Here is a 24,896-nt window from a genome sequence, read left to right as displayed (position 1 = left end):
CGCGCCATGTCCGACAAGGCCGACCATCCCGAACTGATCATCATCAAGCGCCACGAGGAAGAGGAGCACGAACACCACTCGAGCGCCTGGAAGGTGGCCCACGCCGACTTCATGACGGCGATGATGGCCTTCTTCCTCATCATGTGGCTGATCAACGTCACCGATAAGGACGTGCGCAAGGCGATCGCCAGCTATTTCAACCCGGTGCATCTCGCCGAGAGCATGACCGAGCGCAAGGGCCTCAACGACCCCGAGGAGATCAAGCCGGAAGGCACCTCGGCGGACGGCAAGGAGCACTCGGCCCTCAAGCAGACCGCGGGCGTGGGCACCGGCCCCGGCTCCGACACACAGAATGGCGACCGCGACCGCTCGGCCTTCCAGGATCCCTATGCGGTGCTGTCCAAGCTCGCCGGCGAGGCCGATCCCGCCGACATGAGCACGCCGGACGCCGCCGTGGGCGAAACCGGCAAGCCCGGCAACACCGCCGGTGACGCCACCCGCGATCCCTTCGATCCTGTCTACTGGCAGATGAATCAGGCGCAGAAGCTGCGCAGCGAGCGGCAGGGGCCGCAGAGCCTGAACGCGCCCACCGCTAACCGGCCGGACGCCCGCGTCTCGGCGCGCGGCGGCGGCGAGTTCGCCAATGAAGGCAGCGACGCCATTCCGGTGGCGCCCGTTCCCGACGCCGTCGCCTTTGCCGGCGGCGCCCCCAACCCCGCCACCCAGAAGCCGGATCCGACCAAGCAGAATCCCGGCATGGGCGATGTCCAGCAGGGCACGCAGGCGCAGGGCGAGGCCCCGAAGGGGGCTCAGGCCCGGGGCGATACCGCGCGTGGCGACCAGGCCAAGGGCGAAGCTGCCAAGGGCGATCAGTCCAAGGGCACCGCGCAGGCCGGCGTGACCCAGCCCGGCACCGCGCAGTCCGGCGCCCTGCAACCGGGCTCCGCCGCCGCGAAGGCCGATGCGGCGCGCCTGCAAGGCGAAGTCCTGGCCGCCGTGCAGAGCACCATCGGCACCGGTGCCGCCCCCCATGTGGAGGTGCGCGCCACCGCCGAGGGTCTGGTCATCAGCCTGACCGACGACCAGAACTACTCCATGTTCCCGGTGGGCTCGGCCGTGCCGGACGGCCGCCTCGTGCGCGCCATGGAGCGGATCTCCACCGCCGTGGCCAAGCGTCCCGGCGAGGTGGTGGTGCAGGGCTATACCGATGGCCGCCCCTACCGTTCGGACACCTATGACAACTGGCGCCTGTCCACCGCCCGCGCCCACATGGCCTATTACATGCTGGTGCGCGGCGGTCTGCCGGAACAGCGGGTAACCAAGATCGAGGGTTTCGCGGACCGCAAGCTCAAGAACAGCTCCGAACCCTATGCTGCGGAGAATCGCCGAATAGAAATCGTGCTGCGAGTACCCAACTGATGCGCCACGGTCTGATCTCTCCCCTTGCCGCCGTTTCGCTGGCAGCCCTCCTCGCCGGCACATCAGCGCACGCAGAGGGATTCGACCTCTTCGGCTTCCTGAAGCCGCAGTCCCAGTCTCAGGCAGTGGCGGAAACGCCGGTCGACGAGGGGGCCTCAGCGCCCCTGCCCGCCGCCCGTCCCGCCATCGCCCCACAGACCGCTGCCGCTACGGCCACCGCAGGCACCGCGCCGCAGGCCGCCTCCGGCATCGCCCCCCTGCCCGAGCCGCAGGCGATGGTGGCCGAAGTTCCCCTGCCGCAGCGCCGCCCCAGGATCGCGCCCGCCCCGGCGCCGGTGGCCGCCGCCGAACCCGCGCTGCTGCTGCTCGAATTCCCGGCCGCGAAGGCTGAAGTCCGCGCCGCCGCCGAGGCCGCCACGGCCGCCGAAGCCAACAAGACCGCAGCTCAGGCCCAGATCGCCGCCGCCGTGAAGGCCGCCGCCGAAGCCAAGGCCGCGCAGGCCAAGGCGGCTCAGCCCGTGGCCGCGACGCAGGCTCAAGCTGCTGCCGAGTCCAAGCCTGCCCCGCAGATCAAGACCGTCTCGGTTTCGCCCGTGGCGCCGCCGGCCCCCGTCGTCGCCCAGGCGCCCACCGATGCGCTCATCCCGCCCGTGGACAGCCCGGCCATCACCTTCCCCACGGCCCATGTCACGCCCGCGCAGGCGCCCGGCGTCGAGCCCCGGCCCGTGCGCACCATCGCCATTGCCGGCACCATGAGCCGCCGCCCGGCGCCCGCCGCCGAGCCCGCGCCCGTCGCCCAGACCACCTCGGCACAGGCCGCGCCGGTTCAGACCGCCGCCGCCCAGCCGGCCCTCGCCCCCACGCCGGCAGCTGCCGTGCCCCTGCCGGCGGCCCGCCCCGTCACGCTCGCCAGCGCCCAGCCGCAGCTCGCCGCCCCGGCTCCCGTGCCGGCGGCTGCGCCCGCGCCTGCCCCCGTTGCCGCTCCGGCTCCCGCGCCCGCCCCGGTCGCGCAGGTCGCCCCGGTGGATCCCATGCCCGAAGTGGCGCTGGGCGAAGCCCGCAGCACCATGTCGCCGGAAGCCATGAGCGCGGCCATCCTCTCCCAGACCGAGGCCGCCGGCCTGAAGGGCATTGAGGACGTCAAGGCCGCGCAGGTTGCCGCCGCTGCCGCGACCGCGCAGCGCAATGCGCAGTTGCAGCCGCCCGCCTTGCCGGTGGACCCGGCGCAGGCTTCCGACGCCATGATGAGCCGCCTCCCGACGGTGACGTCGGCCATCGCCGGCATCGTCTCGGCGGTTTCGCCCACCGCCGCCCACGCCGGCCCCTCTCCCGTGCGCGTGGCCCAGAATGATGCGGCGCCTGGCGCCGCGAACCCGGCCCCGGCGCACAACGCGGCATCGGACGTGACCCGCGTGCAGCGCCCCAGCGGCCCCCCGCCGTATGAGATGGTGCGCCGCCTCCAGCGCCTGCAGGACCGGATCGCCAATGGCGACACCGAGGCGCTGCAAAATCAGCGCACGCTCATCGTCGAGATCGAGACCGCCTTCAACAATGCCGATCCCCATGTCTGGCAGGATCCGCGCAACGCCCGTGCGGCGGTCATCTTCTTCCTCAGCGGCGGCGGCCCGGCCGAACTGCGCAAGCTCCTGAAGCTCAACCCGCTGCCGGCGGTGGATGAGCGCCTGCTGCAGGGCGCGCTCGCCTATGTGGAAGGCCGTCAGGAGGATGCCGAGCGCTACCTCAGCGAGATCAACGCCATGCATCTGCCGGATGCGCTCGGCGGCCAGATCGCCATGGCGCAGGCAGCCGTCACCGTCGCCAAGGATCCGAAGAAGGCCATGGCCATGCTGGACGTGGCCCGCCTGCTGATGCCCGGCACTCTGGTGGAGGAAGCCGCCCTGCGCCGCGAGATCCTCGTGGCCGCCCAGCTCGGCGATCTCAAGCAGTTCGAGCAGCTCTCGCGCCAGTATCTGTTCCGCTTCCGCCACTCGGTCTATGCCGGCAACTTCCGCCAGCGCTTCGCGGCGGCCCTGACGCGCATGGAGTTCGTCAACGATCCCAAGCAGTTCTCCCGCCTCGTGGCGCTGCTGGCGCCGCTCGATCGGGACAGCCGCCTCGACATCTATCTGATGGTGGCGCGCGGCGCCCTCAATCAGGGCAAGCTGCACGCCGCCCACGCCTCCGCCGACAAGGTGCTGGCCGAGGCGCCCGCGCTCTCCTCCGACGCCGAGCGCGCCCGCGTCTATCGCAGCGCCGTGCGTGCCGCCTCCTCCACGGAAGTGGACGTGGCGCTGGCCGAGCTGCGCGGCGCCGAGCGCTCCCGCCTGCCGGAAGAAGATATTCTGCTGCTCAACGCCGCCATCACTACCGCCGAGCTGGTGAAGTCCGCCGGTGAGACGGTGAAGAAGGTGGCGGTCGCCGCCAAGCCGGCGCCCAAGGCCGATCCCATGAAGCTGACCGTGCCTGCCAACGGCACGCCGGCCCTGCCGCCCCGCCTGCCCGCCGCCGAGCAGGCCGCCGCCGCGCCGGCCGCCACGCCCCGGCCCCAGCCGGCCGTGGCGCAGGCCGCGCCTCAGCCCGCTCCCGCCGCGCCGCTGGCCATGGCGCAGAATACCCCCGCTCCGGTGGCGCCCGCCGCGCCCAAGGTCGCTCCACTGTTCGACGAAGGCTCCTCCGGCAGCGCGCTCGTCAGCCGCGCCCAGGGCGCGATGGGCAATGTGGACGCCATGCTGAAGGATGCTCCGCGATGAGCGCGATCAACGTCACCGCCGCTCTCCCCACCACGCGCGCGAGTGAGTCCTCCTCCTCCGCCAAGTCGGCGGATTCGGACAGCGGCTTCAACGATGTGTTCAAGGATCTCTCGCAGTCCAAGAAGGACAGCGGGCAGGCCGCCAGCACCTCCGGCTCCGATCAGCCGGCCGACACCGCGAACACCGCGCAGCCGGCCAAGTCGGAGAGCGCCCAGCGCTCGCTCGCCGATACGCTGGCCGAGCTTGCGCGCCAGCGCACGGAGACCTCGGAGGATGGTGCCGGCAGCGATGGCAAGTCCGACGAGGAAGCTGCCGCCGCCGACAAGCAGGCCGATACGGACGCCACCAAGGATCTGACGGAAGAAAAGCGCCTCAAGCAGGCCCGCGACCGTGCCGCCACCAACCGCCAGATGGAATCCCAGGCCGTTTCGCGCCGCATGGAGGGCCTGACTGCCCTGCTGTTCGGCCGTGAGGGCGGCGAGACCGGCGTCGGCGCGGGCGGCGACATCGCCGAGGACGTGTCCCTGACCGGCGACGGCCTGAAGGCCGCCCTCGCCGAAAAGGCGGAAGGCCAGCAGAGCGCGGATGCGCAGGCGGGCGCCGCTGCCAATCCGGTGATCAATCTCGCCACGCTGCTTCCCGCTAAGGAAGATGCCGGCTCGGTTCAGGAGGAAGGCGGCGAGCAGGCCGCCGCCGCCACCCAGTTGGTGGCGGCCGAGGACGACAGCGCCGCCACCGGCGCCAAGCGCGATCTGCAGATCAACGTGCTGTCGCGCGAGACCCATTTCGCGCCCATCCGCACGCTCGGCCTCAATGGCGGCAGCGCGCCGGCGGAGGAGGCGCAGACCGACGCCACCGCCTTCAGCCTCGCCGCCGAGACGGCAAAGACGGGACGCGCCGCCACCGGCCGCACCGCGACCGAAAGCCAGCCCTGGACCGTGAGCCAGACCGGCGTGCGCTCGGCCACGACCGCGACCGCGACCGCGCAGGCATCCGCTGACACCGAAGCCCTCGCCGCCGAGGCGGCCGCCGGTGAAATCGATACGCCCCGCACTGTCGCCCGCGCCGCTACCACCGATGGCCGCAGCCGCGAGAACACCAACCGTGAGCGCAGCGACACCGGCGCCGGGCTCCACACCACCCAGACCACACGCGAGGCCGCCCGCACCGACGTGAGCCAGGGTGTGTCCGCCAATGCCACTGCCGCACGGCAGGAGAGTGAAGCGGCCGCCATGCCCGTCACCGGCACGGCCGGCATAGCCCACGGCGGGGTCGCCACCCAGAACCTGCCCACGCTGCAGCAGATCGGCTCGGCCATCGCCGCCGAGGCGAACACCATGGGCCAGCAGGGCGCACCGGTGGCCGGCGCCAACACCGCCTCCACCGAGGCGCTGGCCGGCCCCGTCCGCCTGTTGCAGATCCAGCTCAAGCCCGATGATCTCGGCACGGTGAACGTGCGCATGCGCCTGTCCGGCAACGGGCTGGAGATCCAGCTGCGCGCCAGCAATCCCGAGACCGCCCGCCTGCTGGAGCGCGACCGCGATGCGCTCTCCGCGCTGCTGTCCGCTTCGGGCATCTCGGCCGACAGCATCACCATCGTCGGCATCGACAGCGGTGGCTCCATGCAGCTCACCGGCCAGGATGCCGGCCGCCCCTTCGCCCAGCCCGAAGCCTCCGCCCAGCAGGCGGACGGGCAGGACCAGAACTTCTCCGACCAGCAGGGCCGTGGCCAGCAGGACGAGAACGAGCAGAACGGAGCCCGAAATGATCAAGCGAGCAGCCGCAGCAGCGCTGCTGACGCTGGCAGCGATTTCCGCGACTTCCGCATTTAGCACCGCCAGCTCCGCAGCCCCGCTGACCGCTCAGCCGGACGCCTGCGAGAAGGAACTGGTCCGCGCCTCGGCCAAGTACCAGATCCCGCTGCCCATCCTCTATGCGGTGGGCCTCACCGAGACCGGCGTGAACGGCAAGATGCACCCGTTCACCATGTATATCGAGGGCAAGGACGTCCAGCCGAAGACGCTGGCCGAGGCCCTCGCCATTTTCCGTGAGGCCAACGGGCGCGGCGTGAAGCTGATCGACATCGGCTGCATGCAGGCGAACTGGTACTGGCACCACAAGGAATTCCCCTCGCTGGAAGCCATGTTCGACCCTCGCCAGAATGTGGAGCAGGCGGCCAAGTTCCTGCAGGAGCTGAAGAAGCGCCACGGCACCTGGACCATGGCCGCCGCGCGCTACAATGCGGGGCCCAATAATGACGTGGCGCAGAAGCGCTATGTCTGCCGCGTCATGAAGAATCTCGTGGCCGCCGGGGTCGGTGCCTGGACGCCGAGCGCCAAGCAGTTCTGCGACGCCTGATCTTCCCGCGCGACCTTATTCCCGTCCCGGCCGTCCACCGCCGGGGCTGACCTCACGGCCGAACAGAGCGGCGCGCATACACATTATATATATGTACCCGACACAACGCCGCCGTGGCCGCCACGGCGGCGTTGGCCGTTCTGGCACCGGAAGGAAGGCGGGCCGCCGCACGCGGCACGGGCTCGCCCGTCCAGGGGAGCCCCGCATCTTTTCCATGTCCCCATAAGCAAACGGGCCGGCGCCAATGGCGCCAGCCCGTTCTCGACTGCCGGTGAAGGTGTATCAGCGGAAGAGCGAGTCGATGTCGTCCTGCGACACCACGCCCACGTCGTCGGCAAGCGCCGGGCCGTTAAGCAGTGCCTCATCGCCCTCACGTGCCGTCGGCACGCCCGCGCTCTGCGCCACCATGTCCGGGCCGCCCCAGATCTCGGTCATGCGGTGCACACGCTCTTCGATGAACAGCAGCAGCTTCACCACCTTGGCGATGCGCTGGCCGGTGATGTCCTGGAAATTGCAGGCCTCAAAGGTCTTGATGGTCTGCGCCTGGATCTCCTCGGCCACCGTCAGGTCTTCACCCGACAGCCGGTCGACCAGAACGGCGATGGACGCATCGATGGTCTCGGCCGCGGAGAGAATGGCCTCGGTGGCCTCCTCCGTGTCCTGCACCACCGCTTCCAGCTCGTTGGTCGCCCGGAAGAGGCTCTCGCCGCGCGTTCCTTCGGAATGCAGCGTGGCGATTTCCTTCTTGGTGTTCTTGATCGCGTCCTGAATGGACTCGATCTCAGCCCACAGCAGGTTGCGGTCTCGCTCGCGATCCGCAACCGCCTCCTTCTCGCGCAGTTTGACAATCTCGCCCCGCACCTCTCCGATCTCGGAGAGGATACGGTCAAGTTGACCCTCCACGTTGTTTCCGATAGTGCCGCTGGGCACAGGCGCAGCAGCCTCTAAGACGCTAGTCATACGGTCCGAAGCCTCAATACGAAACGGCCGCCGGCTAACCGACATCCGAACCTCCTTCACAGGGCAGTCGACGATTTGTGTCTTCTTCTATAATTCAAGCCCAGCTGCATCGGAAAGACCCCCTTGTCTTGAGCTGCAAGCCTGGCGCAAGGTGCTGCCAGCTAGAAAGAATGAGCCCAGCCGATGAGTCACCTCACGGTTAGTATCGACCTTATTGCCCGCTAACGGAGTGTGCCATGGCGGTTGACCTTACAATGCCGGTCCTTGTCGTCGACGATTACAAGACGATGGTCCGGATCATTCGTAACCTATTGAAGCAGATCGGCTTTGAAGACGTTGATGAGGCGTCCGACGGCACCGAAGCCCTCGCCAAGCTCAAGGAGCGCAAGTACGGCCTTGTGATCTCCGACTGGAACATGGAGCCCATGACCGGTTACGAGCTGCTGAAGCGCGTGCGTGACGATGCGGACCTTAGCGACATCCCCTTCATCATGGTGACGGCGGAAGCGAAGTCCGAGAACGTCATCGCGGCGAAGAAGGCGGGCGTGAGCAATTACATCGTCAAGCCGTTCAACGCGCAGACGCTCAAGGGCAAGATCGACACCGTCTTCGAGCACGCCTGAGACCGGTGCGGCATTGCCGCCCGGACCCGGAGCCGGCGCATGGCCGCTCCCGCGTTCTCGCAAGAGAAGGGTGCAGAGATAGGTGCGTGTCTGCGGCAACGCAGATCCATAGGCAGGGTTCACAATTCGGGCTGGACGCACATCGCGTCCGGCCCGAACGCATTTCAGGCCCCTGAACCGATCCGCCTTCCACACTGTGATTGAGGATCAGGTCCGGCGGGCGCGCCCCAGGGCGGCCGACAACGGCCGGGCCAGCGGAAGGACCGGGCGAACCCGAAACGCCGCGCAACGGCCGTTTCCGCACCGCGCAGGAAGCGCGTCGCACCGCCACACGTAGTCGTGAATATGCTACCGCCCGACGAAGTGATCTGGTTGCACCGAGGCGATGTACAATCGTGTAACGAGACGGTCATGGAAGGTGGACCCAAGATCCACCACCCCGTCCCGGCGACCGGCAGCCGATTCCCGGCTCCGGTATGACCGTAGGTCGAATGTGCAGGGAGGAGAGCAACAAGGGACATGCCGACCGCGGGACGCGGGAGGGGCAGCGAGCCGATATCTAGCGCATCAAGCTTGCGGGACGCTTTTTCCTGTGCCCAATCGAGCCATTGTTCCCACCCAATTCAGCCCAATTCGGCGTCAATCTGGACGTGAACTTCCGCATGGAATGTTTCCTGCGGTGGTAAATTCGCACGAAATCGTTTGATTTTTTAAGGTTTTGTGGCGGTGCAAAATGAAAATGGCTCCGCGCGGGGCAAACTCGGCCCAATCTGGAAGGAATCTGGGTCCATTCGTGAATCTATTGAGATTGCTGCCTTCCCCCTTGGTCAGTAACCGTTTGTCAACGAAGTCCGAACCCGCAATTTCCGGTCTTCGTTTTCAACTGCTGATACGGCTTGCTGCAACGCAGCGCCTGTACGGGGGATGCAGATATGTACGTCGTCGTCGATCACCGCGCCACGGTCACTGAAGGATACGTTTCCAGCTTTTCTCGTGAGGGTTTCTCCTCGCTGGGTCTGGGTTGCAACGAATTCAAGGAATGGCTGAACACAGCCTCCGACCAGGACATCAGTGCCGTGCAGGGCTTCCTGCTGGGCGACTTCGACACCCGTCCGCAGTTCCCGGAGATGATCCGCACCCACAGCCCCGCCCCGATCATCGCGCTGGCTGACATCCGCTCCCTCCAGCAGACGCTGGAACTATTCACCGCCGGCATCGACGACGTGGTCCGCAAGCCCGTCCATGTCCGCGAGATCGTGGCCCGTTCCGACGCCGTGTGGCGTCGTGTGAACTCCGCCACCGGCCCGGCCACCAACGGCCGCCTGCAGGTCTATTTCGATGGCCGCGACCCAGAAGTGGATGGCACCCCGCTGCCCCTGCCCCGCCGCGAGCGCCACATCCTCGAGTATCTCGTCAAGAACAGCCGCCGCCGCGTGACGAAGACCCAGATCTTCAACACCATCTACGGCATCTTCAATGACGACGTGGACGAGAGCGTGATCGAAGGCCACATGAGCAAGCTGCGCAAGAAGCTGCGCCTGAAGCTCGGCGAGGACGTGATCGACGCCAAGCGCTACATCGGCTACCAGTTCGTCGGCTGATCAACGACCGTTGCCCCGGCAGGCTTCCGCATTCCAGCCTGCCGCGAAGGGTGCACAACAGGCCGGGGGGCCAGCGTCCCCCCGCCTCTTTGCCGCGATGAAGCATGTGGGGCTTTGATTGCTTCGCAATCCAAGCGACAAGACAGTCTCTATCAATGAGTTGAAGTGTTTCTGCGTTTCCATGAAACACGGAAACGCTCTGGGGCGTCCGCCGCAGGACATTCCCGATCACACGCTCCGGATCGCCGAACGCGAAGCGGCCGAGCGCAGAGCACCCCAGCGAAGCCGCCAAGAGCGAAGCCGCCGGGTGCCGCCAATTCTGAAACGACTGTGTCGATAGGGGCCGCGCCCCGAGCGTTCGTATGCTTCATGGCAACACGAAACCGCTCCAGGAGATCGGCTTGCCGCAATCCCTGTCGCAGAACCGCAGGCAGGTCTGCGGATATTGCCTAAGAGCCACGCCCTCGCAGGGCCGCCGTGCCCTGAAGGCAAGCGCCTGAACGCCGCCACGGCCTGATCCAGTCCACGCGGACAGCCGTTTCACAGGCCCCGACCCGGACCGACGGGCGCGGCATCTGCCGCAGCCGCGCCGCCCTTGCTCAAATCTCAGTCGAGCTTGAGGCCCAGCCGCGCCGCCTGGCGCTGCACGAAGGCTTCCATGCGCTCCCGCCCCATGCTGGTGAGCTTCACCAGAATGCGCCTGCGATCACCGGGATCGGGCACGCGGTCGAGCAGGCCCGCTTCCTTCAGATCGTCGATCCGGCGCAGGGCCGTGGTGGTGGGCACGCCGGACGCGATGCACAGGCTCGTCACCGAGATCGGCCGGTTGGTGGCTTCCGCCACCGCCAGATCCAGCAGCATGTCCCATGCCGGATCGGAGAACAGGCCGGCCTGGAAGATGGAATCGCGGTCGGCACGAGCCGAGACCAGCGCCTTCAGATAGTTCGGCCGCGCCGTGGTCAGGGTGGCCGGGGCAGAGCCGTTGCTGGCGGCGGCGGTCTCGTCCTCCACCAGCGACAGCGCGCGGTTGATGGCGTGGGCCACCTCCTCCGCCGACAGCGGCTTCTGCAGGAAGTCCACCGCATGCAGGCGCAGCGCGCCCACCGCCCGGTCCAGCGAGGCATGGCCGGTGATGACGATGGCCGCCATCGGCTTCTGCCGCCGGCGCACGGCCAGCTTCTGCAACAGCTCGATGCCGTCGATGCGGGGCATCTGCAAGTCGGTGACGATGACCTGGAGATCCTCGTTCCGCTGCACGATGTCGAGTGCCTCAACCGCCGTTTCAGCGGTCAGCGAGGGCAGGCCAAGGGCAGCGAGCCCTTCGCTCAGCTCGATGAGCACGTCGGGATCGTCATCCACCAGCAGGACGCGCGGGGCGTTGTTGGTTTCGCCCGTCATGATAGCGGGGCCGCGACATGCGGGGGAACCAGGGCACCCCGGGAGGAACTTGCCGTCAGCATGGAGAGCAGGTCCGGAAGTGGGAGTTTGCGGGACACGAGATAGCCTTGAACATAATCAACAGGAAGCTTGCGGATGAAAAGCAGGTCCTCCGGCGTTTCCACCCCTTCGGCCACCACGGACAGCCCGAGGCGCTGGCCCAGTTCGGCGATGGACGCGAAAATGCTTCGCGACTTCGCCCAGAGCCGAGCCTGCGCCAACAGCTGCAAATCTATCTTGACCTCTGTTATCGGCAGGTTAGCGAGCTGGAGCAGCCCGCTTTGCCGGCGCCCGACATCGTCCAGCGAAAGCCCGAAGCCCGCAAGTCGCAGGCGCGCCAGAACGGACAGGGAGGCTGCGGACGAATCGTAGATGGCGTCCTCCATCAGCTCGAAGATCACCTGCGAGGGGGCAAGGCCCGCGTCGCGCAGGGTCGCTTCCAGATGGTCGATCACGTCCGGCACGCCCAGCACGTCGAACGGCAGATTGATGCTCACCGGGCCGCGCCAGCCCTCTTCCGACCAGGACCGGCACCCTTCGGCGGCGAGGCGTACCACTTCGAGACTCAGCGCCATCAGCAGGTCGAGATCAGTGGAGGCGGCCTCCACGATCAGTTCCGGGGACACCGGCCCGATCACCGGCAGGTGGCCCGCCAGCAGGGCCTCGGCGCCGGAAAAGCCCAGATGACCGCTGCCGGCCTTGGGCTGGAAAGCCACACCCAGCGTGCGTGTGGCAACGGCCTGCGCGAGCTGGGGCCTGATCTGCTCCACGCTCCATTGCTTGGCCGCACCGCGCGCGGCCGGCGGCCTCCAGCCTTGCAGCAGGGCCAGCAGGTCGTCGGGTTCGAACGGCTTCTGGAGCACGCCGACCACATCCACATGGGCGCGGCGGGCCACGGCGGCTACCGTTTGCAGCATGTCCTCGCCGCGGCCGGAAATGAGCAGGATGCCGGGAGCCGGCCCGCGCAGCGCGAGCGTGCTCAGACGCTCGATGACGGCGAGGCCGTCCGCGTCGGGCATGGCGATGTCGAGCAGAACAATATCGAACGATACGAGGTCCGCATCACTGAGGCTGGTGGCCTCACCGGCTGTCTCCACGGTGAATCCGGCGTCGGCCACGAACCGGCCCACATCGTCCCGCAGCTCCTGTTCATCATCCAGGACAAGCACGGCCTTGGCGTGCGGCATCTTATCCCCTGAGCATTGCCTCACGATCCGACGCCGTGGCGTCGGAAAGGAGCCGTTCGACCACCTCCATGACCAGGACGGGATCGACGGGCTTCACGAAAAGATAATCCGCGTTGAAGTCCGCCGCCTCGGTCTCGCTGACCACATGTCCAGTAATAATGGCAACAACCTTCGGCTGCAAATCCTTTGGCATCTGCCGCACCTGCGCCACCAGCTCGGCGCCGTCATGGTCGGCGATACGCAGATCTGTCAGCAGACAGTCGGGCGCTAATCCTTCTTGCAACGCAGCATAGGCCGCCGGCGCGGTGAAACACACACGCGCCTGCCAGCCCATGGAGACGAAGAACTCGCCCAGCTCTTCCGCCAGTTCCGTCTCATCGTCGACGATCAGGATGGACCGCTCAATCGTCATGCCAAATCCTGCGTCATGCCACGTCCTGCGCCTGGGACCGCCCCACCGGCAAGGTGATGGTGAAGCAGGCACCGCCTTCCACATTGGCGCCGACGATGGTGCCGTTCATGTCGCGCACCACGTTGCGGGCCATGGAGAGACCGAGGCCGGTGCCCTTGTCGGCGGATTTGGTGGTGCAGAAGGCATCGAAGATCTGGCCCAGAACGTCCTCCCGGATGCCGCCGGCGCCATCCTCCACCGCGATGATCACATCCGGTCCCGTGGTGCGGGCCCGGACTGTCACCTGCGCCTGGCTGGTGTCGTGCTTCTTGTTGTCATAGGCGTCGCGGGCATTGACCAGCAGGTTGACGATCACCTGCTCAAACATGGTCTGGTCGCCGCTCAGCATCAGGTCGGGCGAGATGTCCATCTCCAGCGACATGCGGATGCCGGCGGCACGATACTGCTCGGCCACGAAGCCGGAGGCCAGTTCCACCGCCGTGCGGCAGGAGAAGCTCGCCGTCTGGTCGGACGGCATGCGGGCATAGCGGCGGACCTGATCGGTGATGCGCTTGGCGCGGTCCACCTGGGTGCCGATGCGGTCCAGCTTGCTGGTGATGGCTTCCGAATCCGCCTCGCTCAATACGAGACGGCGGGCATTGGCGACCGCCATCTTGATCACCGCCAGCGGCTGGTTCAGCTCGTGGGCGATGGCGGTGGCCATCTCGCCCAGCGTGGAGAGCTTGGCCGCCTGCATGAGCTGGAGTTCGGCATTGCGGGTGCCGCTGGTGTCCGACAGCAGGATCAGGATCTGCGGCCGTCCCTCCCAGATCACGCTGCCCACCATGCCGCGCAGCGAGACGATCTCGCCATTGGGCTTGGTGAAGGCCATGGAGATGGAGCCGGTGGGACGCCCGTTGGCGTCGGAGGCGGTCTCGAAGGCGAGGCGGATCAGCCGCTTCCATTCCGGATGCTGGGGCGATGGGTCCACCAGCGTCTGCGCGCTGGGATTGATGAAGCGTACCTGATCCCCGTCGGGATCGACGATGATGGTGCCGAGTGGCATGGCCTCGATGATCGCCCGCAGATTGTCCTGCACGGCCGTGACCTCGGACTTCGCCGCTTCCACCTCCGCAAGGCGCAGCCGGTCGCGGCGGCCGTCCATGAACAGGATGGCCACGAGGCAGGTGCCGGAGACGAACAGCAGTGCGAACGGCACCACGGCAGGGCTGGCCGCCACCTCCCGCTCGCGGCGGAAGATCTCCTCATTATAGGCCACGGACTGCATCAGCACCCGTTGCAGCACCCGGCCGAGGGGCTCGATCTCGTAGAAGGCGCTGCGCAGGGCCGGCAGGGTCGCGGGAGCGTCGGGCGAGAGATTGGGCAGCGAGTCGATGAGCGAATCCAGCACGCCCTCGTAATGCTGGAGCACGTCCTTCTGCGCGGCCACCTCCTGCAGCAGCCGGCCCTCGTCGGAATCGTAGAGCAGCGGCAGGCGCGAACGCAGCAGCTCCAGGCGGAACTGCAACTCGTCGAGGCTGCGCCGGTTGAGGCGCAGGGTCGTCACCTCGAACTGATTCTGGGTCTTCACGTATTCCAGCTGGGCCTGATAGGCGACCCAGCCCGAGGACCGCACCGTGGCGGATAACAGCGCCCGATGCTGGTTCTGCGACACGTAAAGCATGCCGGTGGCCAGGAAGAGGCCGAGCGTCGTGACGATCAGCGCAGCCGGCATCAGCCGGGTCCACGAACGAGATCGACTATTCAACGACAAATTCAAGTGCCTTGACCTGCCAGATCATGCGGGCCTGATACATTTGCGTATCGAGGTCCCGCCTATCATCAATCGGGTACATGATCCAATAAGGACCCTTGTCCCGCACCCGCATAGTGTCGCCATTCAGCCGCGAGGCCAAGATCACACTCTGGCCGCGCCAGTCGGAAGCGGGGATGGTGGCAGACCAGTCGCCGAGCGAATAGGCCCGTACCTCCCGGACCCGATGCGTATTCAGGCGCGCCAGCACCGCCAGCGATGGACCGGTGAAGACCTGAACCCCGTGGGTCCAAGGCGTCGTGGTGGCGACCCGCGTTTGCGGCAGCCGGTCGAGGCCTGCGAGGTCGAGCGTCGCCTCTGACAAAAGGTCGCCGGCACCATTCACAAAAGAAACTCGCAGCGGGTATCTCGATCCCTGCGCGGCCGCATGATCCGACGCGCAGACCACGCACAGCGCGGCCCACAGGACCAAGGTTATCCCCACATTTACGGCTCGCACCAAACCCGCTCCATCACGCGGGGAGACGCAGCGCTGCAGATGCCAACCCCGACGAAGCCGCCCCCTCAGCCCCACCGTACGCAGCGGGAGATTGGCATAGGGCCTTGCACCGCCTGCGTCGAAATCGCTCCACATTGGTGGTGGGATGGGCTGTTTCATTCCATTTTGGAACTATGAAGATACCTACTACCCCCTACCGGACTAACGCAGGGTCCACCTGACGGACCATGGCCCGGCCCGTTCGCCATCGAACCAGCCTTCCGTCCAGAGGGTCTCGCCGGTCGACGGGGCAAAGCCCGCGACCGGATCGGCGGACAGATTCGCCATCAACTCCAGTTCCTTGCCTCCGGCCTGCCAGCGCACTTCGATGCCTTGCCCCCGTACGATCCGCCCGGCGCCGCCTGCGGTGATGGCCGGAATCAGCGGCACCACCTTCTCCCGCCGCACCGCCAGGATGCGGCGATACCAGTCCCGGACCTCCGCATGGGGCGCCCTGGCGATCTCCGACCAGTCCAGCGTCGAGGCCCGGAAGGTGGACACATCCAGCGGATCGGGGATGGCGGCGGCCCGCGCCGGATCGCGGAAGGCCGAGAATTTGGCGAATTCCGCCCGCCGTCCCCTGCGCACCGCATCGGCCAGATCGCCGGTGAAGTCACAAAAGAACAGGAACGGGCTGCTCGCGGCCCATTCCTCGCCCATGAACAGCATGGGGATCTGGGGCGCCAGCAGGACCAGCGCGCTCGCCGCGCGCACGGCAGGGGCCGGCGCGAGCGCGCTGAGCCGCTCGCCGAAGGCGCGGTTGCCGATCTGGTCGTGGTTCTGGGTGAAGGAGACGAAGGCGGTGGGCGGCAGATGGGCGGAAGGCGTGCCGCGCTCCGAGCCGCGATGGTGCATCATCTCGCCCTGGAAGGCGAAGCCCTCGGCAATCGCCCGCAGCCTTTTGTCCATGTCGCCGGCATAGTCGCCGTAATAGGCCTCGGCTTCCCCCGTCACCGCCGTGTGCAGCACGTGGTGCAGATCATCGTTCCACTGGGCGGTGAAGGTGTGCGGCAGGTCGCCCTCCAGCCGGGCGGCGTCATTCTCCTCATTCTCCAGAATGAGATGGATCGGGCGGTCGGGATTGTCCGTGCGCAGGTGGCGGGCCAGTTCGTCCAGCAGATGCTCGCCGCTGTCGTCCTTGATGGCCTGCACCGCATCCAGCCGCAGCCCATCGAGGTGGAACTCCTCGATCCAGTAGAGCGCGTTGTGAATGACGAAGGCGCGCACGGGCAGCGCGTCGGCGCCGTCATAATTGACCGCCGCACCCCAAGGGGTGTGGTGCCGCTCGGTGAAGAAGCGCGGCACATAGACGGGCAGGTAATTCCCGTCCGGCCCGAAGTGGTTATAGACCACGTCCAGCAGAACCATGATGCCGCGCGCATGGGCGGCCTCCACGAAGGCCTTCAGGTCTTCCGGCCGGCCATAGGCGGCCTCGGGCGCGAACAGCAGCGTGCCGTCATAGCCCCAGTTGCGGCGCCCCGGAAAATCCGCCAGCGGCATGATCTCCACCGCCGTGATGCCCAGTTCCGCCAGCGCGTCCAGCTTCTGCGCGGCGGCGGCGAAGGTGCCCTCGGGGGTGAAGGTGCCCACGTGCATCTCGTAGATCACCGCCTCGTGCCAGGGGCGGCCGCGCCAGTCATTGTCCCGCCAGGGATAGGTGGAGGGGTCGAGCACCTCGCTCGGGCCATGCACGTCGCTGGGCTGATAGCGCGAGGCGGGGTCCGGCACCTCCAGCCCGTCCGGCAGGCGGAAGGCATAGCGCGTGCCGGCCTTCGCCTCGGCGCTGACGAGATGATGCCATCCGCCTTCTTCCCGCGACATGGGCAGCACGGGCCCGTCGATCAGATGCAGGTCGATCTTCTCCACGTCCGGCGCCCACAGGCGGAAATGAACGCCCCCGCGCGTGATCGCCGCGCCGAAAGGCATGACGTGCGCACGGGCACGCACCTCATCACGCGCGGGAGAGGCGGACTGGGCGGAAGATGTCATGCAGTTACCCCGGATGGTTACGCCCGAGCGGGCACCATCGAAGTCAACACCGCTCAAGCGTGGCGGTTCCGCCGAGAGGCCGGGCGGTTTGGCCGAGTGTCCGGCGAAACAGCTGTCTTGCAGGCCGCGCTCAAGTTAGGCTGAACAGAAGCTGGCCGGCCACGGCGGCGTGTGATGCGGCAGGGATCAACCGCGTGGATCAAGGGGATGCCATGCTGAAGCGTCGGGACTTTCTCGCGGCGGGGGTCGCTTCCGTCATTGCCGCGCAGGCATCGCCCACCCTCGCCCAACCGGCACCGGCGGCAGCGCCCGCCGCTGCGGGTGGCGACTGGAACGACGGTCTCGCCCATCCCATCCCCTATGCGCCGAAGCTCGGCACCGGCAAGGCACGCGGCCTCGTGCTCGGCGGCGGCGGCGCCTATCTCGCCTCATGGATGACCGGCTATTTCCATGCCCTGAAATCGAAGGACGTGGACCTCGCGGAGGCCGACATCGTCGTCGGAACGTCGGCAGGCTCGATCATGGGCGCGGCGCTCACCGGCGGCCATCTGTGGCGGCTGCGCAGCGAACTCGACCTGCTCGGCGACTTCCCGAAGCTGTTCGCCATGCTGATCCCGACCATGGCGCCCAATCCCAGCCAGCTGCGCGCCCGCCACATCGCCAATGCCGCCACCGAGGCCACGCCGGAGGTGATTTCCTCCATCGGCCGCGCTGCCATGGCCGCCCGCAACCCCGCCGGCCCCTCGGATTATTACACCACGGTCAAGCGGCTGATCGGCGAGGAGGCATGGCCCTCGCCCAAGCTCCATACCACCGCCAACGACTGCTACACGGGCGAGCGCGTCATCGTCTCCCAATCCGCCGGCATCCATATCAACGAAGCCTGCGCGGCCAGTTCCTCCCTGCCGGGCTCCATGGGGCCGACCTGGCTGAAGGACCGCCTCTGCATGGACGGCGGCATCTGCCAGACCAGCACCCATGCGGACGTGGTGGCCGGGGTGAAGAAGGCGCTCGTCATCTCTCTCACCGACGGCAGCGCGGATGCGGTGAAGATCGGCCTGCGGATCGCCGGCCTGCCGAACACGCTCCAGCAGGAGGTGAAGGATCTGGAAGCGCAGGGCACGCAGACGAAGCTGAAGGTGGTGGGTCTGCTGCCGGGCGTGACCTATGTGGACAGCCTCATGGATCCCAAGTGGATCAGCCCCTGCCTCCAGAACGGCTATGAGCGCGGCCTCGCCGACGCCGCCGAGATGAAGGCTTTCTGGGGGACGGCCTGAACGGGCCGCGCCGGCACATGGGCGGGAGGGGGCCTATTCCGTCTCCCGCGCGTCGAACGCCGACCGGGCGCCTTCCACCGCATCAAGATTATGCGCGGCCCAGATCCAGACCCCGCAGAAGGCCTCGCCAAGGCTGTGGCCGAGCGGCGTGAGGCTGTATTCCACCTTGGGCGGGATCACCGGATAGATCTTGCGGTGGACCAGCCCGTCCCGCTCCATCTGGCGCAGGGTCTGGGTCAGCATCTTCTGGCTGATCCCCTCCACCCGCTCGGACAGGCGGGTGAAGCGCAGCGGGCCGCCCGCCTCTTCCAGCACTTCCAGCAGCAGCAGGGTCCATTTGTCGGCCACCCGGCCGATCAGATCCTTCACCAGCGCCTCGATGCGAGGGTCAAGGTGGGTGGGATAGGTCGCGTGGCGGGACACGGGCACGGCAGCTGAGACAGGGGGGCTGCCAGCCGCCGTCGCGGGCGTCTCACCCAGCGTGTCCCCGCGCACCCGCGCCTGCAAAGCTTCCGACATGGACGACACTCTCTTTTTGGTGAGTATAAATCTTTCAGGTGCCTTCTTCATTATAGTGCGTGTCAGGCGTACCTCCAAGCCCATCGCAACCGAGCGTGAGGGCACGACCATGAAGCTGAGCGGAAACACCCTTCTGATCACCGGCGGCGGCAGCGGCATCGGCCGGGGCCTCGCCGCCGAATTTCACGCGCGCGGAAACACCGTGATCATCGCCGGCCGCCGCGCCTCCGTGCTGGAGGAGACGGCAGCAGCCTTTCCCGGCATGAAGACCATGGTGCTGGACATCGAGGACGGCGCCACCATCCCCGCCTTCACCGAAAAGCTGCTGGCGGCCTATCCCGGCCTCAACGGCGTGCTGCACATCGCCGGCATCATGCGCAACGAGGATCTGACCGCCGATCCGGTCTCGCTCGTGGATGCGGAGGCCACCATCGCCACCAACCTGCTCGGCCCCATCCGGCTGAATGCGGCCCTGCTGCCGCACCTCATCCGCCAGCAGCAGGCGACCATCCTCACCGTGACGTCGGGCCTTGCCTTCCTGCCTCTGGCGCTCACCCCCACCTATTCCGCCAGCAAGGCGGCGATCCACGCCTACAGCCAGGCGCTGCGCTACCAACTGCGCGAGACCGGCGTGCAGGTGATCGAGCTGGCCCCGCCTTATGTGCAGACCGAGCTGATGGGCGAGCGGCAGGCCAAGGACCCCATGGCCATGCCGCTGGCCGATTACCTCGCCGAGACCATGCAGCTTCTGGAGGCCCAGCCGGACGCCGAGGAAATCCTGGTGGAGCGCGTCCACCGGCAGCGGTTCGCCGAGCGCAACGGCGAGCACGCGACCTTCTTCAAGATGTTCAACGACATGACCTATGCCGCCCGCGCCGCGGAAGTGAAGGCCATGAAGGCACGCTGACGAACGTGGGCTAAGGCCCCTCGCCTGCCCTCAAACCGCGCGCCGGGACCACCCGGCGCGCGGTCTTCGTCTATACATTGGTATGGTGACGCAGCGGCAGAGGCTGTTCCGCCCGCGCGGAAAGGCATTCGATCGTGATAGAAACGGCCGCCGGAAACCTCTAGCTGCGCTGGATGCCCCGCCTCCGGCGCGATCCTTCCGCCGAGCGGATGGATCAGCGATGGCGCCGTCCACGGCGCCCCATGCCGAGGTGCCGGAATGTCGAGGTGGGAAAACGTCCGTTCCAACGATCGGGACACAGCGACCGGGCCGGTCTGGCTCGCGCCCCTGATGGTGGCCTGCCTCGCGGCGGCGATCTTCATGATCGACACCTATTCGCCGCTCGATATGGCGATCGCCGTGCTCTACGTGCTGATCGTGCTGTTCTCCGCCAATTTCCTGGAACGGCGCGGCCTGCTGGCGGTGGGTGCCGCCTGCTTCGCGCTGACGCTGGCCAGCTACATCATCAGCCACGGCCATTCCTATGACGTGGCCGCCACCATGCGCTGCGGCGTCAGCATCGCCGCCATCACGGTGGCCACCCTGCTCACCCTGAAGAACCAGCAGGCCACCCACGCCCTGAGGGAGCAGGCGGCCCTGCTGGACCTGACGCGCGACGCCATCTTCGTGCGCGATACGTCCGACGTGATCCGCTACTGGAACCAGGGCGCGCAGGAGATCTACGGCTGGACTGCGGAAGAGGCCATGGGCCGCAAGGCGGCGGAACTGCTCGCCACCGTCTTTCCCAGCTCCCCGGTGGAGATCCAGCGCCAGCTCGACCGCACCGGGCGCTGGCATGGCGAGCTGCGCCACACCCGGCGCGACGGCACCGAGGTCGTCGCCATGAGCCGCTGGGCCCTGCAACGGGACGATCGCGGGCGGGCCATGGCGGTGATGGAGACCAACAGCGACATCACCGAGCGCAAGCGCACCGAAGACGCCCTCCACGAGGCGCAATCGGAACTGGCGCACGTGACGCGCATCACCACGCTGGGCGAGCTGACCGCCTCCATCGCCCATGAGGTCAACCAGCCGCTGGCCGCCATCATCACCAATGGCGAAGCCTGCCTGCGCTGGCTCGGCCGGGCCGTGCCGGACATCGGCGAAGCCACCGCCACGGTCCAGCGCATGATCAGCAATGGCCGGCGCGCCAGCGAGGTGGTGGCGCGCCTGCGGGCCCTCGCCCGCCGGGGCGACCAGAAGCACGGCTGGACCGAGGTGAACGAGCTGGTGGACGACACGCTGCTGCTGCTGGAGCGCGAGATCGCCACCCACAAGGTGGCGCTGACGCTGGGCCTCGGCACCGGCCTGCCCTCCCTCATGTGCGACCGGGTGCAGTTGCAGCAGGTGCTGATCAACCTCGCGCTCAACGCCATGCAGGCCATGGAGAGCGTGGACGAGACACGGCGCGGCCTCTCCATCACCACCCGCACGGCGCAGGATGAGGACGGCCCGCACGTGGTGATCGAGGTGGCCGACACCGGACCCGGCGTGCCGCCCGAGCAGCTGGCGCTGCTGTTCAACGCCTTCTACAGCACCAAGGCCGAAGGCATGGGGATGGGCCTGTCCATCTCCCGCTCCATCGTCGAGGCCCATGGCGGGCGCATCAACGCCGCGCCGGGGGGCGACGGCGGGCTCGCTTTCACCCTATATCTGCCGTTGAATCGGGAGACAGCCGCTTGAGCCGGACGCCGCAGCCAAAGCCCCCCGCCGGGACGGAAGAGCCCGTGGTGGTGATCGTGGACGACGATGCGGCCCTGCGCGAGGCGCTGTCCGGCCTGTTCCGCTCCGTCGGGCTGAAGGTGGCGCTGTTCGCCTCGGCGGCGGAACTGCTGGCCGCCCCCCTGCCCGACGCGCCCAGCTGCCTCGTGCTCGACGTGCGCCTGCCGGGGGTGAGCGGCCTCGACTTCCAGGCCCAGCTCGCCAGGTCCGGGCTTGAGATGCCGGTGATCATGATGACCGGGCACGGCGATATCCCCATGTCGGTGCGGGCCATGAAGGCCGGGGCGGTGGACTTCCTCACCAAACCCTTCCGCGATCAGGACATGCTGGACGCGGTGACGGCCGCGCTGGAGCTGGACCGCGAACGCCGGGCCGAGCGGCAGGCCGCCTCCGGCCTGCAGGCGCTCCACGACACGCTGACCCAGCGCGAGAAGCAAGTGATGGCGCTGGTGACGGCAGGCCTCATGAACAAGCAGGTGGCCGGCGAGGTGGGCCTCAGCGAGATCACGGTGAAGATCTATCGCGGCCACGTGATGCGGAAGATGGGCGCCCGCACGCTGGCCGATCTGGTGCGGATGGCGGAGGCGCTGGGCCTCGGCCCTGCGAAATAAGGGCCGCCATCTGCCCCTGCGTCAGCCATTGCGGAATGCCGTAAATCATGGGCAGGCCATACGAAACCGCACCGATGTACACCTGCGTATAATTCGTTTCACCGCCGGGAAGGCGTACCACTGTCCTCACGTTGGCCGCGCCGTTCGGTGCGCGGCTCCAGTGTTACGAGGTGTAAACCGTGTCCCTTCCCCCGATGATCGTGATCATCGACGATGACGAATCCGTCCGCACCGCGACCCAGTCGCTGGTCCGCTCGCTCGGTTTCGGCGCCAGTTGCTTCGAGTCCGCCGAGGCCTTCCTCGGCTCCCCGCTGCTGGGCGCAGCCGACTGCGTCATCAGCGATGTGCAGATGCCCGGCATGAGCGGCATCGACCTCACGCGCCACTTGAACGCGCGCGGCCATGCCACGCCGGTCATCCTGATCACAGCCTTCCCCGAAGACCGCATCCGTCGTCAGGCCGACGCCGCCGGCGCCTTCGGCTTCTTCGCCAAGCCGTTCGACGGTCACACCATGATCGAATGCATTGACCGCGCGCTCAGCACGGGCGGCGCGCAGGCAAACTGACGCGCCCGCCGCCGTCCGTCACCCGGACGGGGCATATCTCAGCCGGGAAAGCGCTCGAAGCTGGCGAGATCGTCCAGCGACGTCATCCACTCCAGCCGCTCGGCGACCTGGACCTGCAACCTGGGAGCAACCGCCTCGGGCGTCTCCAGCGCGGCGATCCGCACCTGGATCATGCCCATCTGCTCCAGCGGCGCATTCACGAAGAACAGGCCGGTGCCACAGGCGCCGCAGAATGACCGGCGCCCGCTCTCCGAGGATTTATAGACGGCCGGCTCCCCCTCCACGGTGAGCGCGCCGGCCGGAACCATGGCCCACGCCAGCATGGGCGCGCCCGACTGCCCGCGGCAGTCGCTGCAATGACAGATGGCGGCATGCACCGGCGCGGCGGAAATCCGGAAGTGGATGGCCCCGCAATGGCATCGACCCTTCAGCATCGGACCAGTTCCCCAGTGATGATGGCGCCCTCAGGGGCGCTCGTAGCCGGGCTTCTTGTAGAGCTTGTCCATCACGGGCGCGATGTCGCGATCATAGACGCCGCCCCACGCGCTCGGCTCCACCTCCTCGATGGCGATCGAGATGGCCGCGTCCTTGACGCCGGCCGCGACCATGGCCTTTGCCACCGCATCGGCGAGCGCCTGCTTTTCGTCCTCGCTGCGTCCCTTGAACTGCTGGATGACCACGTGCGGCATGGCAGGCCCATTCTCTCGAAACGCCCGGACAGGCGGGCAGACCCGCTCTTAAAACACGTTCCGCCCGGATTGCACAGCAATCCGGGCGGCGGCCATGGATTGGGAGATCATCAGCCCGGCATGATGCCGATCTGGTCCTTGGGGAAGCGGGCGATGAGCTGCGGGTCGATGTTCAGATGCTGCGCCACCAGTTCCGGCGGGGCATGGGTCAGCCAGTCGGACAGGTCCACTTCCTGATATTCCGGCGCCTTGAAGATCACCAGCATCTGGATGTCCTCGCTGCCGGTGTTCTCGACGTAATGGCCCTGGCTTTTCGGCACCACGCCCACGTCGCCGGCCTGGAAATCGAAGGTGCGGGCGCGCGGGCCGGCGTTGAACACCGTCATGCGCCCCTGGCCCTTGATCCAGTACTGCCACTCGTCCGCATTCGGGTGCCAGTGCATGCGCCGGAGCGCGCCGGGCCGGATGGTCTCGATGGCCCCGGCGATGGTCTGCGACACCTTGAAGGTACGGCTGTCGGCCAGTTGCACCTTGCCGCCCGGCCCTTCCTTCACCGGCCTGGAACCGCCCAGTGAGAACGTGAACGGCTGAGGCGGCACGCCGCCCGAGGCCACCGCCGCCTGATCGATGGAGAGCGCGCCCGGCTCCTTGCCCTGGAAGATCCAGAGGTCATTCAGCGGAATCTTGCTGAAAGCCTCCGCCGGCACGCCGAAATTCTTCGCCAGAATGTCCGGCGGAGTATGGGCGATCCAGTCGGTGAGCAGCAAAGTGTTGAACTCGGACTGGTAGGCATTGTCGAACACGATGAGGAATTCGCAGCCCTCCGGCCCCAGCCCCTGCAGCGAGTGCGGGCAGCCGGCGGGGAAGAACCACAGGTCGCCCGCGCTCACATCCTGCACATAGGCGCGGCCGTCCTGATCCAGCATGGTCACGCGGCAGCGGCCGTTGGTCATGAGCGCCCACTCACCGGCCAGATGCCAGTGCATCTCGCGGATGCCGCCCGGCCCGAGGCGCATGTTGACACCCGAGACCTCCTTGGCGGCGGGGAATTCGGTGGCGGTCATCTGCCGCGCCCAGCCGCCGCCCTGCACACGCTTGGCCATGAGGTTGAAGGACGACCACAGCATGGGCATGTCGCCCACATCGGTGGCCGGCGGATTCTGGAACGAGGGGATCTGATCCGCCAGAACCTTGTTCTGCGGCCCCGGCTCGGACAGAGCGGCGGGGGTGGAATTGATCGCGCCCTGCGGCGGCTGATCGGGGTTGCCGAAGGTCGCCGCCTGCGCGGCTCCGGCGATCATAGCCCCGCCGGCAGCGCTCAGCGCCAGCAGGGAACGGCGGGACAGGTCATCCATGGTCATGTCTCCCGGACGGGGGCGCCGGAGCGGCGTCCTCTTCTTTCGCACCGCCCGGCGCGAGCCCGGCCTGTGCGACGGTTCGGGAGAGTGGAGGCTGCGGCCGGCTGCGTATTCCGGATTGGCACGCGGCCACGGTCAGCCGTGATGGCCGGAAAAGGGCGCGGACGGCCCTGACATCATC

Annotated in this window: 22 protein-coding genes; 11 read left to right on the top strand and 11 right to left on the bottom strand. The window is 67.5% G+C overall.

What is annotated here, in order from left to right; genetic code table 11:
- Positions 1-6 precede the first annotated feature (6 nt).
- Genes IEW24_RS01830 through IEW24_RS01815 form a run of 4 tightly spaced genes read left to right on the top strand, consistent with a single transcriptional unit; the run spans position 7 to position 6,527 of the window.
- The gene (locus tag IEW24_RS01830; RefSeq protein WP_188574865.1) at positions 7-1,419 is read left to right on the top strand and encodes a MotB family protein; all 1,413 of its coding nucleotides are present in this window, start codon (positions 7-9) and stop codon (positions 1,417-1,419) included.
- A complete protein-coding gene (locus IEW24_RS01825) occupies positions 1,419-4,169 on the top strand; it encodes a MotC family chemotaxis protein (RefSeq protein WP_188574863.1) in 2,751 nt (916 codons plus the stop codon). Before IEW24_RS01830 ends, IEW24_RS01825 begins: the two co-directional genes overlap by 1 nt.
- On the top strand, positions 4,166-6,001 hold the full coding sequence (locus IEW24_RS01820) for a flagellar hook-length control protein FliK (RefSeq protein WP_188574861.1): 1,836 nt from the start codon (positions 4,166-4,168) through the stop codon (positions 5,999-6,001). The genes IEW24_RS01825 and IEW24_RS01820 overlap by 4 nt, the downstream gene beginning before the upstream one ends.
- A complete protein-coding gene (locus tag IEW24_RS01815; RefSeq protein WP_188574860.1) occupies positions 5,934-6,527 on the top strand; it encodes a transglycosylase SLT domain-containing protein in 594 nt (197 codons plus the stop codon). Before IEW24_RS01820 ends, IEW24_RS01815 begins: the two co-directional genes overlap by 68 nt.
- A 282-nt stretch (positions 6,528-6,809) precedes the next feature.
- Here IEW24_RS01815 and IEW24_RS01810 read toward each other — a convergent pair whose 3' ends face one another.
- Positions 6,810-7,430 (bottom strand): protein phosphatase CheZ, encoded by a 621-nt coding sequence (locus tag IEW24_RS01810; protein WP_244644092.1) that lies wholly within the window; start codon positions 7,428-7,430, stop codon positions 6,810-6,812.
- Between the two features lie 293 nt (positions 7,431-7,723).
- Between IEW24_RS01810 and IEW24_RS01805 the strand changes: the two genes are divergently transcribed.
- Both IEW24_RS01805 and IEW24_RS01800 read left to right on the top strand, forming a co-directional pair.
- Complete coding sequence (locus IEW24_RS01805; protein ID WP_188574857.1) at positions 7,724-8,110, top strand: response regulator; 387 nt, start codon at positions 7,724-7,726, stop codon at positions 8,108-8,110.
- Between the two features lie 932 nt (positions 8,111-9,042).
- Positions 9,043-9,711, top strand: coding sequence for a response regulator transcription factor (locus IEW24_RS01800; protein WP_188574855.1), 669 nt, complete (start codon positions 9,043-9,045; stop codon positions 9,709-9,711).
- A gap of 606 nt (positions 9,712-10,317) precedes the next feature.
- Here the strand turns inward: IEW24_RS01800 and IEW24_RS01795 are convergent.
- The 6 genes from IEW24_RS01795 to treZ form a co-directional block, all read right to left on the bottom strand.
- Positions 10,318-11,109 (bottom strand): response regulator, encoded by a 792-nt coding sequence (locus tag IEW24_RS01795; protein ID WP_188574854.1) that lies wholly within the window; start codon positions 11,107-11,109, stop codon positions 10,318-10,320.
- A complete protein-coding gene (locus IEW24_RS01790; RefSeq protein WP_188574851.1) occupies positions 11,106-12,335 on the bottom strand; it encodes an EAL domain-containing response regulator in 1,230 nt (409 codons plus the stop codon). Before IEW24_RS01790 ends, IEW24_RS01795 begins: the two co-directional genes overlap by 4 nt.
- Position 12,336: 1 nt before the next feature.
- Positions 12,337-12,747, bottom strand: a complete 411-nt coding sequence (locus tag IEW24_RS01785; protein ID WP_244644089.1) for a response regulator — start codon at positions 12,745-12,747, stop codon at positions 12,337-12,339.
- 13 nt (positions 12,748-12,760) lie between these two features.
- Positions 12,761-14,461: a sensor histidine kinase gene (locus IEW24_RS01780; protein WP_188574849.1), complete on the bottom strand. Its 1,701-nt coding sequence runs from the start codon at positions 14,459-14,461 to the stop codon at positions 12,761-12,763.
- Between the two features lie 25 nt (positions 14,462-14,486).
- Positions 14,487-14,972, bottom strand: a complete 486-nt coding sequence (locus IEW24_RS01775; protein WP_188574847.1) for a putative pterin-binding protein — start codon at positions 14,970-14,972, stop codon at positions 14,487-14,489.
- Positions 14,973-15,200: 228 nt separating this feature from the next.
- Positions 15,201-17,027: a malto-oligosyltrehalose trehalohydrolase gene (gene treZ / locus IEW24_RS01770; RefSeq protein ID WP_244644088.1), complete on the bottom strand. Its 1,827-nt coding sequence runs from the start codon at positions 17,025-17,027 to the stop codon at positions 15,201-15,203.
- Between the two features lie 212 nt (positions 17,028-17,239).
- On the opposite strand from treZ, the gene IEW24_RS01765 reads away from it, so the two are divergent.
- Positions 17,240-18,304: a patatin-like phospholipase family protein gene (locus IEW24_RS01765; RefSeq protein WP_188574845.1), complete on the top strand. Its 1,065-nt coding sequence runs from the start codon at positions 17,240-17,242 to the stop codon at positions 18,302-18,304.
- A gap of 33 nt (positions 18,305-18,337) precedes the next feature.
- Here IEW24_RS01765 and IEW24_RS01760 read toward each other — a convergent pair whose 3' ends face one another.
- Positions 18,338-18,823 carry a winged helix-turn-helix transcriptional regulator gene (locus IEW24_RS01760; protein WP_188574843.1) on the bottom strand — a complete coding sequence of 162 codons (486 nt, stop codon included), beginning with the start codon at positions 18,821-18,823 and terminating at the stop codon, positions 18,338-18,340.
- A gap of 109 nt (positions 18,824-18,932) precedes the next feature.
- On the opposite strand from IEW24_RS01760, the gene IEW24_RS01755 reads away from it, so the two are divergent.
- The 4 genes from IEW24_RS01755 (at position 18,933) to IEW24_RS01740 (ending at position 22,668) form a co-directional block, all read left to right on the top strand.
- Complete coding sequence (locus IEW24_RS01755) at positions 18,933-19,730, top strand: SDR family oxidoreductase (protein WP_188574841.1); 798 nt, start codon at positions 18,933-18,935, stop codon at positions 19,728-19,730.
- 258 nt (positions 19,731-19,988) lie between these two features.
- Positions 19,989-21,452 (top strand): sensor histidine kinase, encoded by a 1,464-nt coding sequence (locus tag IEW24_RS01750; RefSeq protein ID WP_188574839.1) that lies wholly within the window; start codon positions 19,989-19,991, stop codon positions 21,450-21,452.
- Positions 21,449-22,102 (top strand): response regulator transcription factor, encoded by a 654-nt coding sequence (locus IEW24_RS01745; protein ID WP_188574836.1) that lies wholly within the window; start codon positions 21,449-21,451, stop codon positions 22,100-22,102. The genes IEW24_RS01750 and IEW24_RS01745 overlap by 4 nt, the downstream gene beginning before the upstream one ends.
- Positions 22,103-22,296: 194 nt before the next feature.
- A complete protein-coding gene (locus IEW24_RS01740; RefSeq protein ID WP_188574835.1) occupies positions 22,297-22,668 on the top strand; it encodes a response regulator transcription factor in 372 nt (123 codons plus the stop codon).
- A gap of 38 nt (positions 22,669-22,706) precedes the next feature.
- Here IEW24_RS01740 and IEW24_RS01735 read toward each other — a convergent pair whose 3' ends face one another.
- From IEW24_RS01735 to IEW24_RS01725, 3 genes are all read right to left on the bottom strand, one after another.
- The gene (locus IEW24_RS01735) at positions 22,707-23,102 is read right to left on the bottom strand and encodes a GFA family protein (protein ID WP_188574832.1); all 396 of its coding nucleotides are present in this window, start codon (positions 23,100-23,102) and stop codon (positions 22,707-22,709) included.
- 30 nt (positions 23,103-23,132) lie between these two features.
- Positions 23,133-23,357 (bottom strand): tautomerase family protein, encoded by a 225-nt coding sequence (locus IEW24_RS01730; protein ID WP_188574830.1) that lies wholly within the window; start codon positions 23,355-23,357, stop codon positions 23,133-23,135.
- 110 nt (positions 23,358-23,467) lie between these two features.
- Positions 23,468-24,712, bottom strand: a complete 1,245-nt coding sequence (locus IEW24_RS01725; protein ID WP_188574828.1) for a cupin domain-containing protein — start codon at positions 24,710-24,712, stop codon at positions 23,468-23,470.
- Positions 24,713-24,896: the final 184 nt, after the last annotated feature.

The sequence above is a fragment of the Azorhizobium oxalatiphilum genome (genome assembly GCF_014635325.1).
GTDB lineage: Bacteria > Pseudomonadota > Alphaproteobacteria > Rhizobiales > Xanthobacteraceae > Azorhizobium > Azorhizobium oxalatiphilum.
Note: the sequence above shows the minus strand (reverse complement) of the source record. Positions and strands in the feature narration are given on the sequence as shown.

Excerpts from the sequence above, each read along its gene's own strand:
- IEW24_RS01755 (WP_188574841.1), top strand. The coding sequence starts at position 18,933 with ATGAAGCTGAGCGGAAACACCCTTCTGATCACCGGCGGCGGCAGCGGC.
- IEW24_RS01730 (WP_188574830.1), bottom strand. The coding sequence starts at position 23,357 with ATGCCGCACGTGGTCATCCAGCAGTTCAAGGGACGCAGCGAGGACGAA.
- IEW24_RS01780 (WP_188574849.1), bottom strand. The coding sequence starts at position 14,461 with ATGCCGGCTGCGCTGATCGTCACGACGCTCGGCCTCTTCCTGGCCACC.
- treZ (WP_244644088.1), bottom strand. The coding sequence starts at position 17,027 with ATGACATCTTCCGCCCAGTCCGCCTCTCCCGCGCGTGATGAGGTGCGT.
- IEW24_RS01830 (WP_188574865.1), top strand. The coding sequence starts at position 7 with ATGTCCGACAAGGCCGACCATCCCGAACTGATCATCATCAAGCGCCAC.
- IEW24_RS01815 (WP_188574860.1), top strand. The coding sequence starts at position 5,934 with ATGATCAAGCGAGCAGCCGCAGCAGCGCTGCTGACGCTGGCAGCGATT.
- IEW24_RS01825 (WP_188574863.1), top strand. The coding sequence starts at position 1,419 with ATGCGCCACGGTCTGATCTCTCCCCTTGCCGCCGTTTCGCTGGCAGCC.
- IEW24_RS01765 (WP_188574845.1), top strand. The coding sequence starts at position 17,240 with ATGCTGAAGCGTCGGGACTTTCTCGCGGCGGGGGTCGCTTCCGTCATT.
- IEW24_RS01790 (WP_188574851.1), bottom strand. The coding sequence starts at position 12,335 with ATGCCGCACGCCAAGGCCGTGCTTGTCCTGGATGATGAACAGGAGCTG.
- IEW24_RS01760 (WP_188574843.1), bottom strand. The coding sequence starts at position 18,823 with ATGTCGGAAGCTTTGCAGGCGCGGGTGCGCGGGGACACGCTGGGTGAG.
- IEW24_RS01800 (WP_188574855.1), top strand. The coding sequence starts at position 9,043 with ATGTACGTCGTCGTCGATCACCGCGCCACGGTCACTGAAGGATACGTT.
- IEW24_RS01740 (WP_188574835.1), top strand. The coding sequence starts at position 22,297 with ATGATCGTGATCATCGACGATGACGAATCCGTCCGCACCGCGACCCAG.
- IEW24_RS01750 (WP_188574839.1), top strand. The coding sequence starts at position 19,989 with ATGTCGAGGTGGGAAAACGTCCGTTCCAACGATCGGGACACAGCGACC.
- IEW24_RS01805 (WP_188574857.1), top strand. The coding sequence starts at position 7,724 with ATGGCGGTTGACCTTACAATGCCGGTCCTTGTCGTCGACGATTACAAG.
- IEW24_RS01820 (WP_188574861.1), top strand. The coding sequence starts at position 4,166 with ATGAGCGCGATCAACGTCACCGCCGCTCTCCCCACCACGCGCGCGAGT.
- IEW24_RS01795 (WP_188574854.1), bottom strand. The coding sequence starts at position 11,109 with ATGACGGGCGAAACCAACAACGCCCCGCGCGTCCTGCTGGTGGATGAC.
- IEW24_RS01785 (WP_244644089.1), bottom strand. The coding sequence starts at position 12,747 with ATGACGATTGAGCGGTCCATCCTGATCGTCGACGATGAGACGGAACTG.
- IEW24_RS01725 (WP_188574828.1), bottom strand. The coding sequence starts at position 24,712 with ATGGATGACCTGTCCCGCCGTTCCCTGCTGGCGCTGAGCGCTGCCGGC.
- IEW24_RS01735 (WP_188574832.1), bottom strand. The coding sequence starts at position 23,102 with ATGCTGAAGGGTCGATGCCATTGCGGGGCCATCCACTTCCGGATTTCC.